The organism is Streptomyces sp. NPDC056160, assembly GCF_042268205.1.
In the GTDB taxonomy this organism is placed as follows: Bacteria; Actinomycetota; Actinomycetes; order Streptomycetales; family Streptomycetaceae; genus Streptomyces.
Genome location: NZ_JBHJUW010000186.1, coordinates 1 through 14054, shown reverse-complemented (window position 1 = coordinate 14054; position 14054 = coordinate 1). Strand labels below are relative to the sequence as shown.

Below are 14054 nucleotides of genomic sequence, written 5' to 3'. Positions count from 1 at the left end.
GAACCGACAAATCCCAAACAGGACAGTCGATGACGTCAGTCAGTAGGCGAGTCAGGCTCATCAGCGGAACCACCAGTCATATCTTCACTGTCAGTGGGGCTGCGCGTACGGCGCGCGGTGCGGCTCGGCGCCCGCCGCCGGCCAGCGGCGAGCGGGCCGGCCGTCAGGCGAAGGCGACGTTGTAGACGCCCCCGGCGATGGCCGCGCCGATCAGCGGGCCGACCACCGGGATCCACGCGTAGCCCCAGTCCGAGCCGCCCTTGTTGGGCAGCGGGAGGAGGGCGTGCACGATGCGGGGGCCGAGGTCACGGACCGGGTTGATCGCGTAGCCCGTGGGGCCGCCGAGCGAGAGGCCGATGGAGACGACCACCAGGCCGGTGATCAGGGCGCCGATGACGCCGAGGCCGTTGCCCTTGTCGTTCAGGCCCTGCGTGAGGATCGCGATGATCAGCACGAACGTGCCGATGATCTCCGTGATGAGGTTCTGCACCACGTTGCGGATCTCCGGGCCGGTGGAGAAGACACCGAGCACGGGGCCGGCGCCCTTCTCCTGTGCCTCGACCGCCTTGGCGCTGGTCGCCTGGGCGCCGGGTCCGCCGACGATCTCCTTGTCGGTCAGGTGCGCCTGGAACTGGCCGTAGTAGGCGCCCCAGACGAGCACCGCGCCGATCATGGCGCCGAGCAGCTGGCCGGCGAGGTAGGTCGGCACGTTCGTCCACACGCCGTCCTTGATGGCGATGGCGAGCGTCACGGCCGGGTTGAGGTGGGCACCGGAGAGCGGGCCCGATATGTACGCGGCCGTCATGACCGCGAAGCCCCACCCGAAGGCGATGGCGAGCCAGCCGGCGTTGCGGGCCTTGGAGGCCTTCAGGGTGACGGCGGCGCAGACGCCGCCGCCGAGCAGGATGAGTATGGCGGTACCGATGGTCTCGCCGATGAAGATGTCGGAGCTGGACACCCGCGACTCCTTTGTCCTTCGTCCAGGGGTAGGCGAACCCCGGGTCCCTCCGGGGGTCTGGTGCCCTCGGGGTGAGAGCGATGCCGGCCCTTGGCGCTGTCACACTCTAACGCGTTTTTCCGCAAGGTGTTCGACAATGCCGACCGATGGACGCGAGTCTCACCTCGTCATCACACGGGCGTCAAGAGTTCTGTTGCCCAAAGCACGATCGTTACTGAACGTCCCACGCCCCACCGCGCGGAACACCCCCCTGGAACACCTGCCGCGGAAAACCCCCTGCGGATCGCCTCGCGCGGATCGCCTCGCACGGATCGCCTCGCACGGAACGCCCCGGGCGGCACGGCCGTGCGCGGGTACGCGAAAGGCCGGCACGCGCGTGCGTACCGGCCTGGCGGCCCGAAGGTGGCGCAGGTGCGGGGGAGGGGGTGTACGGCGCTCAGAACCGCCCGGCGCCCAGGTCGCGGGAGACCGCGCGGGCGCAGTCGCGCACCGCCGCTATCAGCTCCGGGCGCAGCTCGCCCTCCCGGCACACCCGCTCCACGGCGCCGGTGATGCCGACCGCGCCGACCGGCATCCGCCGCCGGTCGTGGATGGGAGCGGCGATGGACGCCACCCCCTCCCAGGTCTCCTCCACGTCGGCCGCCCAGCCCCGCGCGCGCGTCAGGTCGAGGAGCTGTTCGAAGTCCCGCGCGCCGCACACCGTGCGGTCGGTGAACGCCTTGCGCTCGGTCTCCAGTGCCTCACTGTGGGCGACCGGGTCGTACGCGGACAGGACCTTGCCCAGCGCCGTGGAGTGCAGCGGCTGCATGGCTCCGATCTCCAGTACCTGCCGGCTGTCGTCGGGCCTGAAGACGTGGTGCACGATGAGGACGCCCTGCTGGTGCAGCACGCCCAGGTGGACGCTCTCGCCGCTGGCGCGGGCCAGGTCGTCGGCCCAGACCAGGGCCCGCGCGCGCAGTTCGTGCACGTCGAGATAGGTGGTGCCCAGACGCAGCAGTTCCGCGCCGAGCTGGTAGCGGCCCGAGGCGTCGTCCTGCTCCACGAACCCCTCCTGCTGGAGGGTGCGGAGTATGCCGTGTGCAGTGCCCTTGGCGAGGCCCAGTGACGAGGCGATGTCCGACAGGCCGAGCCGTCGCTCGCCGCCCGCGAGCAGCCGCAGCATCGCGGCCGCCCGTTCGAGCGACTGGATGTTCCGTGCCATCGCCGTGCTGCCCTCCGTCCCCTTCGACCGCCGGCGCGCGACTTCCTGCCGCCGTTCGGCAATGCCGAACACTACCGGTCCATGTCGACTCTCCGCTAATGATCGGTCCACACCGTCACGGAACCGGCCACCGCCCGGTCACGGTGGCACGCTCCGCCGGGTGGGGTCCGGGTGTCGTCCGGGTGGTGGACGCCCCTGACCTCCCCGTGCCGGTCCCGGCTACTCTTGCGGCGTGCGCCCTCCTCGGGAAGCCCCGGGCCCATCGCCCGCGCCTGCCGGGGAAGACGCAAAGCCGACAGCCGTCGCACCTTCAGGGAGCCCCTTCATGGCCTCGTTGCCGCCGACCCCTTCCGCCGACAGCCGGACCCGCGTGTCCGCCCTCCGCGAGGCGCTCGCCACCCGGGTGGTGGTCGCCGACGGAGCGATGGGCACCATGCTCCAGGCCCAGGACCCCTCGCTGGACGACTTCCAGCAGCTGGAGGGCTGCAACGAGATCCTGAACGTCACCCGTGCCGACATCGTCCGCTCGGTCCACGACGCCTACTTCGCGGCGGGCGTCGACTGCGTGGAGACCAACACGTTCGGCGCGAACCACACCGCGGCGGCCGAGTACGAGATCTCCGACCGGGTCCACGAGCTGTCCGAGGCGGGCGCCCGCATCGCCCGCGAGGTGGCCGACGAGTACGCGGCCCGGGACGGCCGCACCCGCTGGGTGCTCGGCTCGATCGGCCCCGGCACCAAGCTGCCCACCCTCGGCCACGTCGGCTACACCACCATCCGCGACGGCTACCAGGCCAACGCCGAGGGCCTGCTGGCCGGCGGCGCCGACGCGCTGGTCGTGGAGACCACGCAGGACCTGCTCCAGACCAAGGCGTCGGTACTCGGGGCCCGGCGCGCCATGGACGCGACCGGTGCCGCGGTGCCGCTGCTGGTGTCGATGGCGTTCGAGACGACCGGCACCATGCTGCTCGGTTCCGAGATCGGCGCGGCGCTCACCGCACTGGAGCCGCTGGGCATCGACATGATCGGGCTGAACTGCTCGACCGGCCCGGCCGAGATGAGCGAGCACCTGCGCTACCTCGCCCGGCACTCGCGCATCCCGCTGCTGTGCATGCCGAACGCGGGCCTGCCCGTCCTGACCAAGGACGGCGCGCACTTCCCGCTGGACGCGGGGGGCCTGGCCGACGCCCAGGAGCACTTCGTCCGCGACTACGGCCTGTCCCTCATCGGCGGCTGCTGCGGCACCACGCCCGAGCACCTGCGCCAGGTCGTGGAACGGGTGCGCGAGCTGGCCCCGGCCCCGCGCGACCCGCGCCCCGAGCCGGGCGCCGCCTCCCTCTACCAGACGGTCCCCTTCCGGCAGGACACCTCGTACCTGGCCATCGGCGAGCGCACGAACGCCAACGGCTCCAAGAAGTTCCGCGAGGCCATGCTGGAGGGCCGCTGGGACGACTGCGTGGAGATGGCCCGCGACCAGATCCGCGAGGGCGCGCACATGCTCGACCTGTGCGTGGACTACGTCGGCCGGGACGGCGTCGCCGACATGGCGGAGCTGGCCGGACGCTTCGCCACCGCCTCCACGCTGCCGATCGTCCTCGACTCCACCGAGGTCGACGTCATCCAGGCCGGCCTGGAGAAGCTGGGCGGCCGGGCGGTGATCAACTCGGTGAACTACGAGGACGGCGCCGGCCCCGGCTCCCGCTTCGCCAAGGTCGCCGAGCTGGCCCGCGAGCACGGCGCCGCGCTCGTCGCGCTCACCATCGACGAGCAGGGCCAGGCGCGCACCCCCGAGAAGAAGGTCGAGATCGCCGAACGGCTGATCGACGACCTCACCGGGAACTGGGGCATCCACGAGGAGGACATCCTCGTCGACTGCCTGACCTTCACCATCTGCACCGGCCAGGAGGAGTCCCGCAAGGACGGCGTGGCCACCATCGAGGGCATCCGGGAACTGAAGCGCCGCCACCCGAAGGTGCAGACCACCCTCGGCCTGTCCAACATCTCCTTCGGCCTGAACCCGGCCGCACGGATCCTGCTGAACTCCGTCTTCCTGGACGAGTGCGTGAAGGCGGGCCTGGACTCGGCGATCGTGCACGCCTCCAAGATCCTGCCGATCGCCCGGTTCAGCGAGGAGGAGGTGCGCACGGCGCTGGACCTGATCTACGACCGGCGCGCCGAAGGCTACGACCCGCTGCAGAAGCTCATGCAGCTGTTCGAGGGCGCCACCGCGAAGTCCCTGAAGGCGGGCAAGGCCGAGGAGCTGGCCGCGCTGCCGCTGGAGGAGCGCCTCAAGCGGCGGATCATCGACGGCGAGAAGAACGGCCTCGAAGGCGACCTGGACGAGGCCCTGCGCACCCGCAAGGCCCTCGACATCGTCAACGACACCCTGCTGGACGGCATGAAGGTCGTCGGCGAGCTGTTCGGCTCCGGCCAGATGCAGCTGCCGTTCGTGCTCCAGTCCGCCGAGGTCATGAAGGTCGCCGTGGCCCACCTGGAGCCGCACATGGAGAAGACCGACGAGGCCGGCAAGGGCACGATCGTGCTCGCCACCGTGCGCGGCGACGTGCACGACATCGGCAAGAACCTCGTCGACATCATCCTGTCCAACAACGGCTACAACGTCGTCAACCTCGGCATCAAGCAGCCCGTCTCGGCGATCCTGGAGGCCGCCGACGAGCACCGGGCCGATGTGATCGGCATGTCCGGGCTGCTCGTGAAGTCCACGGTGATCATGAAGGAGAACCTGGAGGAGCTGAACGCCAGGGGCCTGGCCGCCGACTATCCGGTCATCCTCGGCGGCGCCGCGCTGACCAGGGCCTACGTCGAACAGGACCTGCACGAGATCTACCAGGGCGAGGTCCGCTACGCCCGCGACGCCTTCGAGGGGCTGCGCCTGATGGACGCCCTGATCGGCGTCAAGCGGGGCGTGCCCGGCGCCACGCTGCCCGAGCTGAAGCAGCGCCGGGTCCGGGCCGCCACCGCCGAGGTGGAGGAGCGTCCTGAGGAGGGGCACGTCCGCTCCGACGTGGCCACCGGCAACCCCGTCCCCGAGCCCCCGTTCTGGGGCACCCGGGTGAGCAAGGGCATCCAGCTCAAGGAGTACGCCTCCTGGCTGGACGAGGGCGCGCTGTTCAAGGGCCAGTGGGGCCTCAGACAGGCCCGCACCGGCGACGGGCCGACGTACGAGGAGCTGGTGGAGGCCGAGGGCAGGCCCCGGCTGCGCGGCCTGCTCGACCGGCTCCAGACGGAGAACCTCCTGGAGGCGGCCGTCGTGCACGGCTACTTCCCCTGCGTGTCCAAGGACGACGACCTGATCGTCCTGGACGAGCAGGGCAACGAGCGCACCCGGTTCACCTTCCCGCGCCAGCGCCGGGGCCGCCGGCTGTGCCTGGCCGACTTCTTCCGCCCGGAGGAGTCGGGGGAGACCGACGTGGTCGGCTTCCAGGTCGTCACGGTCGGTTCGCGGATCGGCGAGGAGACCGCCCGGCTCTTCGCCTCCGACTCCTACCGCGACTACCTGGAACTGCACGGCCTGTCGGTGCAGCTGGCCGAGGCGCTGGCCGAGTACTGGCACGCGCGTGTCCGGTCCGAGCTGGGCTTCGCCGGCGAGGACCCGGACGCCATGGAGGACATGTTCGCCCTGAAGTACCGGGGCGCCCGGTTCTCCCTGGGCTACGGCGCCTGCCCCGACCTGGAGGACCGCGCCAAGATCGCCGACCTCCTGAGGCCCGAGCGGATCGGGGTGCACCTGTCCGAGGAGTTCCAGCTGCACCCCGAGCAGTCCACCGACGCCATCGTGATCCACCACCCCGAGGCGAAGTACTTCAACGCCCGCTGAGGCCGCGCGCGCCTGTCCGCGCCCGTCCGTCCGGCCGTCGCAGGCCGGCCGGGCGCGGGGACGGCCGGGCACACGAGCGGCCCACGAGGCGTTCCTCGCGTCCACGACGTACACTGGTCGGTCCACTGCAGGCCGGTTCCCGCGCGGGAACCGGCCTGATCGTCCCTCAAGGAGGTACGCCGGATGACCAGTACGGTCCCCGCGTTCGGCACCGGAACGGCCGAAGGCTCAGCTCTGCAGGCCGTGCTCCTCGACATGGACGGCACCCTGGTGGACACCGAGGGCTTCTGGTGGGACGTCGAGGTGGAGGTCTTCGCCGCGCTCGGCCACACCCTCGACGAGTCCTGGAGACATGTCGTCGTGGGCGGCCCCATGACCCGCAGCGCCGGCTTCCTCATCGAGGCCACCGGCGCCGCCATCACCCTCGCCGAGCTGTCGGTGCTGCTCAACGAGGGATTCGAGGACCGCATCGACCGGGCCCTGCCGCTGATGCCGGGGGCCGCGCGGCTGCTGGCCGAACTGTCCGCCCACGAGGTCCCCACCGCCCTGGTCTCCGCATCCCACCGGCGCGTCATCGACCGCGTCCTGGCCTCGCTCGGCCCCCAGCACTTCGCCCTCTCGGTCGCGGGCGACGAGGTGGCGCGCACCAAACCCCACCCCGACCCGTACCTGCTGGCCGCCTCCCGCCTGGGCGTCGACCCGGCGCGGTGCGCGGTCGTCGAGGACACCGCGACCGGCGTCGCGGCGGCGGAGGCGGCCGGCTGCCGGGTGATCGCGGTGCCCTCGGTCGCCCCCATCGCCCCCGCGCCCCGGCGCACCGTCGTCACCTCGCTCGAAGAGGTCGACCTGCCGTTCCTCCAGTCGCTGATGACGTACCCGGTGCCGCCGAGCGCCGGGTAGGAGTCGCCCCGGTCCGTGCTGCCGTACGGGACGATCCCGGTGACGGACGTGCGAATGAATCCGAATCCTGCCGGATGGCCGAATTCCGGTACTGCCCGGCCGAGTTGGCAATGTGACGTTCGCCACAAGAACCGGGGTCGACATGCGGGCCCGCACCTGCTGTCCGCTCCAGGGGACGCCTGAACCGGGCGTCCTTGTGTCCTGATTGGTGAAAGGCTGCACGAATCCTTCCAGTGGCGCGTTTTCGGACCGTCGGCACCCGGTTCCACTGCGTGATGGCAGCCCGCCTCCCGCGGCAGCGAGGCGCCCGACGGGCGCGGACTAGTCTCGTCGCGAGAACATCGTCCTTACCCCGTGATCGGCCGCACCACCCCCCTGCATGCCGGGTACACGGACATGACAGCCCTGGAGAAACTCGAGCATGAACCGCAAGACTTTGGTGCTGCCGGCCGTGGTCGGCCTGCTCGCGCCGGTGCTCGCCGCATGCGGCGGTTCTGACAGCGGCAGCAAGAGCGGTGACGCCATCGTCGTCGGCACCACGGACCGGTTCACCGCTACCAAGGCGGCCCCCGCACCCCTGGACCCGGCGTACGCCTACGACATCGGCCCCTGGAACCTGCTGCGTCAGACCGTGCAGACGCTGATGATCACGCCCAAGGGCGAGGGCCAGCCGGTGCCCGAGGCCGCCGAGAAGTGCGGCTTCACCGACAGCGGCAACGAGCGCTACGCCTGCACGCTGCGCGAGGGCCTCAAGTTCGCCAACGGCGACCCCGTCACCGCCGCCGACGTGAAGTTCTCCATCGACCGCGCCCGCTCCATCAAGGCGGACACCGGCGTCTTCGCCCTGCTGTCCACCGTCGACACGGTGGAGACCCAGGGCGACCGCGAGGTCATCTTCCACCTCAACACCGCCGACGCCACCTTCCCGTTCAAGCTGTCGACGCCGGTCGCGGGCATCGTCAACCCCAAGGACTACGACAAGAACAAGCTGCGCGACGGCTTCAACGTCGACGGATCCGGCCCGTACACCATGAAGGCCGACGTCAAGAACGACGAACTCGTCGACGCCGTCTTCACCAAGAACCCCCACTACCAGGGGACGTTGAAGGTCAACAACGACAAGGTGGAGATCCGCAGCTTCGCCGACGCCGATGCCATGGGCGCGGCCATCGACAAGGGTGACATCGACGTCATGACCCGCGCGATGTCACCGGAGCAGATCCGCAAGCTCTCCAACTCCTCCGGCGACGGCAAGGTCGACCTCGTGGAGATGCCCGGCCTGGAGATCCGCTACCTGGCCTTCAACACCGACGCCCCGAGCGTGAAGAACAAGGCCGTACGCCAGGCCATGGCCCAGCTCGTCAACCGCAGCGACCTCGTCGCGAAGGTCTACGGAACCCAGGCCGACGCGCTGTACTCGATGGTCCCGGCGACCGTCACCGGCCACTCCAACTCCTTCTTCAACAAGTACGGCGACCCGAGCGTCAGCAAGGCCAAGTCGCTGCTGAACAAGGCCGGTGTCACCACCCCGGTCAAGTTCACGATGCACTACACGACCGACCACTACGGCCCGGCCACCAAGAAGGAGTTCGAGGTGCTCCAGCAGCAGCTCAACTCCAGCGGCCTGTTCGACGTCAGCATCCAGGGCACCCCCTGGAAGGTCTTCCACCCGACGATGCAGAAGCGCCAGTACGACGTCTTCGGCATGGGCTGGTTCCCCGACTTCCCGGACGCCGACAGCTTCATCGCGCCGTTCCTGGACGCCGACAACACGCTGAACACGCCGTACGCCAGCAACGACATCCGCAAGAACCTGCTCCCCGAGTCCCGTCGCCAGGCCGACCGGCTCACCGCCTCCTCCAGCCTGACCGGCATTCAGAACATCGTCGCCAAGGATGTCCCCCTGCTGCCGCTGTGGCAGGGCAAGCAGTACGTCGCCGCCCGCGACGACATCACCGGCGCCGCCTACGTCATCAACTCCTCGGCCACCCTCCAGCTGTGGGAGCTGGGCCGCGGTGTGAGCAGCTGACACCGGCCCCGGACCCACGGGACCACACGAGAAAGGCGCCCCTCCCGGAGGACCGGGAGGGGCGCCTTTCTCCTGCCGGGGCGCCGTCACACGGACGGCGGCCCGGCACCGCCGGCACCGTCACTGCGCGCCGGGCCGCACCAGACCGCTCTCGTAGGCGTACACCGCCGCCTGCACACGGTCGCGCAGACCCAGCTTCGTCAGCACATGCCCCACATGCGTCTTGACCGTCGTCTCGCTGACGAACAGGTCCGCGGCGATCTCCGCGTTCGACAGCCCCCGCGCCACCAGCTTCAGCACCTCCACCTCACGCTCGGTGAGGGTGTGCAGCGTGTCCGGCACCGGCTCGTCACCGGAGGGCAGATGCGTGGCGTACTTGTCCAGCAGCCTGCGCGTGATGCTCGGTGCCAGCATCGCCTCGCCGGCCGCCACCACGCGGATCGCCTGCACCAGCTCGTCGGCCGGCGCGTCCTTCAGCAGGAAGCCGCTCGCGCCCGCGCGCAACGCCTCCACCACGTACTCGTCGAGATCGAAGGTGGTCAGCACCAGCACCTTCGCCGGCCCGTCGCGCTCCGGACCGGTGATCTGCCGAGTGGCCTCCACACCGTCCATCCGCGGCATGCGAATGTCCATCAGCACCACGTCGGGCTGCAGGGCACGCACCTGGTCCAGGGCCTGCAGGCCGTCACCTGCCTCGCCCACGACCGCGAGATCCTGCTCCGCCTCCAGGATCATCCGGAACCCGGTGCGCAGTAGTGGCTGGTCGTCGACCAGCAGGACGCGGATGGCCACGTAAGTCTCCTTCGCTGGGACCCCGGTCCGGTTCGCCGGGACCCTGGGGTCTGTCCGGGCGGATCATGCCGCAGACGCGGGGTCCACCACACCCTCCGCCAAGCTCTTCGGGCAGAGGACCCCGGCGGCGTTGTCGGCGGTCGCCATGGCCCCGCCATGACTCCCTCCCGCGCCTTGCAGCTGCACGCGCCGAGCACCGCTCACCTCGGCTGATACGCGCCGTCGCCGAGCCGCAGCATGTTCCGCCTCACAGACCCTAGTCCAGCCCCATTCTGCCCTGCGCCCGCGGCCCGGCCGGGCCCAGGGGCAGCGGGTACGGCGGGGGAGTGCCCCCGAACTCGGGGCAGTGCGCCTGGTGGTCGCACCAACCGCAGAGCTTGGTGGGCCGCGGACGCCACTCACCCGTCTTCGTGGCCAGCCGGATCGCCTCCCACAGCGCGAGCAGCTTGCGCTCCACCCGTTCCAGATCGGCCATCGCCGGGTCGTACGTCAGCACGTCGCCGCTGCCCAGATACACCAGCTGCAACCGGCGCGGCACCACCCGCTTCAGCCGCCACACCACCAGGGCGTAGAACTTCATCTGGAACAGCGCGCTCTCGGCGTACTCCGGCCGGGGCGCCTTGCCCGTCTTGTAGTCCACGATGCGCACCTCGCCCGTGGGCGCCACGTCCACGCGGTCGATGATCCCGCGCAGCCTGAGCCCCGAGTCCAGCTCCGCCTCGACGAACAGCTCCCGCTCGGCCGGCTCCAGCCGCGTCGGGTCCTCCAGGGTGAACCAGCGCTCCACCAGCCGCTCGGCCTCCGTCAGCCAGCGCGCCAGTCGCGCGCCGTCCGTGTCGTCGGCGAACAGCTCCACCAGCTCCGGGCGGGACTCCCGCAGCCGGTCCCACTGGCCGGGGACCAGCGCCTTGGCCCGGGGCGCGGTGCGCTCCTCGGCCGGGGCGTCGAAGAGCCGCTCCAGTACGGCGTGCACCAGCGTGCCCCTGGTGGCCGCCTCGCTCGGCTTCTCCGGCAGCCGGTCGATCACCCGGAAGCGGTACAGCAGCGGGCACTGCATGAAGTCCCCGGCGCGGGAGGGGGACAACGAGGAGGGCGGCGCGGCGGCGCGTGCCGCGGGCGCACGGTCGCGAGCGTCGCCCGCGACCGCGGGGACCTGCGGGGCCTTGGCACCGGTCGCCGCCTGCACGGCCGGGTCCGCCGGGACGGCCGGCGTCCCGCCCGGCGCTGTTGCGACCGGCCCGGCCGAAGCGTCCGCGGCCCCGCCGTCCGACCGCCCGCCGCCCGGCTCGCCCCCACCCGGCTGCCCGGAGTCCGGCTGCCCGGCGTCCGGCTGCCCGGCGTCCGGCTCCACGGCGTCCGTCCTGGCCGGTGGCACCGCGTCCGGTGCGACACGGGCCTGCGGAACCGGGCCGGAGGCCGGCGTCCGAGGCAGCGGGCCGGGCGGCGGTCCGGACCGCCCGGTACCGTCCGCGCCGTCCGCCGCCGCCCCGTCCTGCGTGCTCGTCTCCATGCACAGAACCCTACGGCCCGCCACTGACAGTCACCCGCTCACGCACGGTGAAGCGCACGGTGACGTGCGCGGTGAAGTGCACGGCAGCGGGTACGACACTGGGGTGCCGGGCGGAACCGTTCGCCACGGCCGCATACCATCGACCCGAGAGCTTCCGGCCGCCCAGGCCCGGGAGCAGCGCTTCGAACGAGGGGACACCGTGGACGTGAGCGGCGGGAGCGGGCAGCCGCGTTCCGGCAACGACGAGCCGACCGAGCCCCCCACGGGCCCCGCGGCCCCGACGCCGCACGACAGCACCGCCCGCCCCAAGCCCCCCGCACAGCAGCCCGCGGCGACCGACCACGACGAACACCCGGCGGACCGGCCCGGCCTACCCGACCGGTCGGGCGAGTCCACCCCGGACCCGAGCCCGGACCCGGACCGGCCCCCCCACCCCGACAGCGCTTCCGGTCCCGGCGCCGACCCGCACACCTTCGCCCCCGGCGCCGACGCGCAGACCCACGGCCCCGGCGCCGACGCGAACGCCCCGCACGGCGCCCCCCACGACACCCACCCCGACCGCGCCCTGGCGACCTCCGCCCGCGGGCACGGCCAGCCACCCCCGCCGCCGCGACGGCCCCGCGAACCCGGAGGCGGACTGCTCATGGGGCGCCCCTTCGGCGTGCCCGTGTACGTCGCCCCCAGCTGGTTCCTGGTCGCCGCACTGATCACCTGGGTCTTCGGCGGCCAGCTCGACCGCGTCCTGCCCCAGCTCGGAGCCGCCCGCTACCTGGTCTCCCTCTTCTTCGCGGTCGCCTTCTACGGCTCCGTACTGGTCCACGAGCTGGCCCACACGGTGGCCGCCCTGCGCTTCAAACTCCCGGTGCGCCGCATCCAGCTCCAGTTCCTGGGCGGCGTCTCCGAGATCGAGAAGGAGGCCGAGACCCCCGGCCGCGAGTTCGTCCTCGCCTTCGTCGGCCCGCTGCTCTCCCTGGTCCTCTCCGGCGTCTTCTACCTCGCCCTCCAGCCCGTCGAACGCGGCACGGTCCCCGGAGTCCTGCTGGCCTCCCTGATGATCTCCAACCTCATCGTCGCCGCGTTCAACCTGCTGCCCGGCCTGCCCCTGGACGGCGGACGGATGCTCCGCGCCGTCGTCTGGAAGATCACCGGCCGCCCCATGAGCGGCACCGTCGCCGCCGCCTGGGTCGGCCGCGCCCTCGCCGTCTCCGTCCTCATCGGCCTGCCGCTGCTCAGCCAGTCCGGAGCGCTCGGCACCACCGCCGAGGACAGCGTCGGCATGGGCACCGTCACCGACGCCCTGCTCGCCGCGATCGTCGCCGCGATCATCTGGACCGGTGCCGGAAACAGCCTGCGCATGGCCCGACTGCGCGAACACCTGCCCGAACTGCGCGCCCGCACCCTCACCCGCCGCGCGGTCCCCGTCGAGACCACCACCTCCCTCGCCGAAGCCCTGCGCCGCGCCAACGCCGCCGGAGCACGCGCCCTGGTGATCGTCGACGGCCACGGCGAGCCCCTCTCCCTCGTCCGCGAGTCCGCCATCGTCGGCGTGCCCGAGCACCGCCGCCCCTGGGTCGCCGCCAGCGCACTCGCCCAGGACCTCACCGACGGCATGCGGGTCTCCGCCGAACTGGCCGGCGAGCCGCTGCTGGACGTCCTGCGCGCCACCCCCGCCACCGAGTACCTCGTGGTGGAGGAGACCGGCGAGATCTACGGCGTGCTGTCCGCAGCCGACGTCGAACGTGCCTTCGTGAAGGCCATGGCCCGGCCCAGCTGACCACCGCCGCCCGATGAGCGGTGGTCGGCGGCCCTCCCGGGGGCCGGTAGGCTGGTCACATGTCCGAACCGACCGGTGCCGCCCGCCGCCGCGGGCCCTTCAAGGTCGGGGACCAGGTACAGCTGACCGACCCCAAGGGCCGCCACTACACGTTCACGCTCGAGGCCGGGAAGAACTTCCACACCCACAAGGGTTCCTTCCCGCACGACGAACTGATCGGCGCACCCGAGGGCAGCGTTGTCCGCACCACCGGCAACGTCGCCTACCTCGCGCTGCGTCCCCTGCTCCCCGACTACGTCCTGTCCATGCCCCGAGGGGCGGCCGTCGTCTATCCCAAGGACGCGGGACAGATCCTCGCCTTCGCCGACATCTTCCCCGGCGCCCGCGTCGTGGAGGCCGGCGTCGGCTCCGGCTCGCTCAGCAGCTTCCTGCTGCGAGCCATCGGCGACCAGGGCATGCTGCACAGCTACGAGCGCCGTGCCGACTTCGCCGAGATCGCCCAGGCCAACGTCGAGCGCTACTTCGGCGGCCCGCACCCCGCCTGGCAACTCACCGTCGGCGACCTCCAGGACAACCTGTCCGACACCGACGTCGACCGGGTCATCCTCGACATGCTGGCCCCCTGGGAGTGCCTGGAGGCCGTCTCCAAGGCGCTGGTCCCCGGCGGCATCCTGTGCTGCTACGTCGCCACCACCACCCAGCTCGCCCGGACCGTGGAGTCCATCCGGGAGATCGGCTGCTTCAACGAGCCGACCGCCTGGGAGACCATGATCCGCAACTGGCACATCGAGGGCCTGGCCGTCCGGCCCGACCACCGCATGATCGGCCACACCGGGTTCCTGCTCACCGCCCGCCGCCTCGCCGACGGCGTCGAGCCGCCCATGCGCCGCCGCCGCCCCGCCAAGGGCGCCTACGGCGAGGACTACGAAGGTCCCAACGCCGACGGAGGCGCCGGCCGCTGAGCGGCCCACGCCCAACCGCCCCACCGGCAACGCACAGGCGCCGTGGGGGGGGGGGGGCGGCCCCCCCGCGGCCGGGGCGCCCTCGGCGCG

General features: G+C 71.7%; 9 protein-coding genes. 5 read left to right on the top strand and 4 right to left on the bottom strand.

Translation table 11 applies throughout. From position 1 onward, the window contains the following. Window positions 1–163: 163 nt before the first annotated feature. Together ACFC02_RS38245 and ACFC02_RS38240 are read right to left on the bottom strand one after the other, a co-directional pair. Window positions 164–958, bottom strand: a complete 795-nt coding sequence (locus ACFC02_RS38245) for an MIP/aquaporin family protein (RefSeq protein ID WP_376366900.1) — start codon at window positions 956–958, stop codon at window positions 164–166. Window positions 959–1394: 436 nt separating this feature from the next. Continuing rightward, window positions 1395–2159: an IclR family transcriptional regulator gene (locus ACFC02_RS38240; RefSeq protein WP_376366899.1), complete on the bottom strand. Its 765-nt coding sequence runs from the start codon at window positions 2157–2159 to the stop codon at window positions 1395–1397. Window positions 2160–2484: 325 nt separating this feature from the next. On the opposite strand from ACFC02_RS38240, the gene metH reads away from it, so the two are divergent. From metH to ACFC02_RS38225, 3 genes are all read left to right on the top strand, one after another. After that, on the top strand, window positions 2485–5997 hold the full coding sequence (gene metH / locus ACFC02_RS38235; RefSeq protein ID WP_376366898.1) for a methionine synthase: 3513 nt from the start codon (window positions 2485–2487) through the stop codon (window positions 5995–5997). A 183-nt stretch (window positions 5998–6180) separates the two neighbouring features. Next, a complete protein-coding gene (locus ACFC02_RS38230; protein WP_376366897.1) occupies window positions 6181–6897 on the top strand; it encodes an HAD family hydrolase in 717 nt (238 codons plus the stop codon). A gap of 421 nt (window positions 6898–7318) precedes the next feature. Continuing rightward, window positions 7319–8926: an ABC transporter substrate-binding protein gene (locus tag ACFC02_RS38225; protein WP_376366896.1), complete on the top strand. Its 1608-nt coding sequence runs from the start codon at window positions 7319–7321 to the stop codon at window positions 8924–8926. Between the two features lie 120 nt (window positions 8927–9046). On the opposite strand, the gene ACFC02_RS38220 is transcribed toward ACFC02_RS38225, so the two are convergent. Next, window positions 9047–9718 (bottom strand): response regulator transcription factor, encoded by a 672-nt coding sequence (locus ACFC02_RS38220; protein ID WP_360965692.1) that lies wholly within the window; start codon window positions 9716–9718, stop codon window positions 9047–9049. 256 nt (window positions 9719–9974) lie between these two features. Then, window positions 9975–10904, bottom strand: coding sequence for a RecB family exonuclease (locus ACFC02_RS38215; protein WP_376366901.1), 930 nt, complete (start codon window positions 10902–10904; stop codon window positions 9975–9977). 523 nt (window positions 10905–11427) lie between these two features. Here ACFC02_RS38215 and ACFC02_RS38210 point away from each other — a divergent pair. Beyond that, window positions 11428–13002, top strand: a complete 1575-nt coding sequence (locus ACFC02_RS38210) for a site-2 protease family protein (protein WP_376366895.1) — start codon at window positions 11428–11430, stop codon at window positions 13000–13002. A 59-nt stretch (window positions 13003–13061) separates the two neighbouring features. Next, on the top strand, window positions 13062–13964 hold the full coding sequence (locus tag ACFC02_RS38205; protein ID WP_276109401.1) for a tRNA (adenine-N1)-methyltransferase: 903 nt from the start codon (window positions 13062–13064) through the stop codon (window positions 13962–13964). Window positions 13965–14054: the final 90 nt, after the last annotated feature.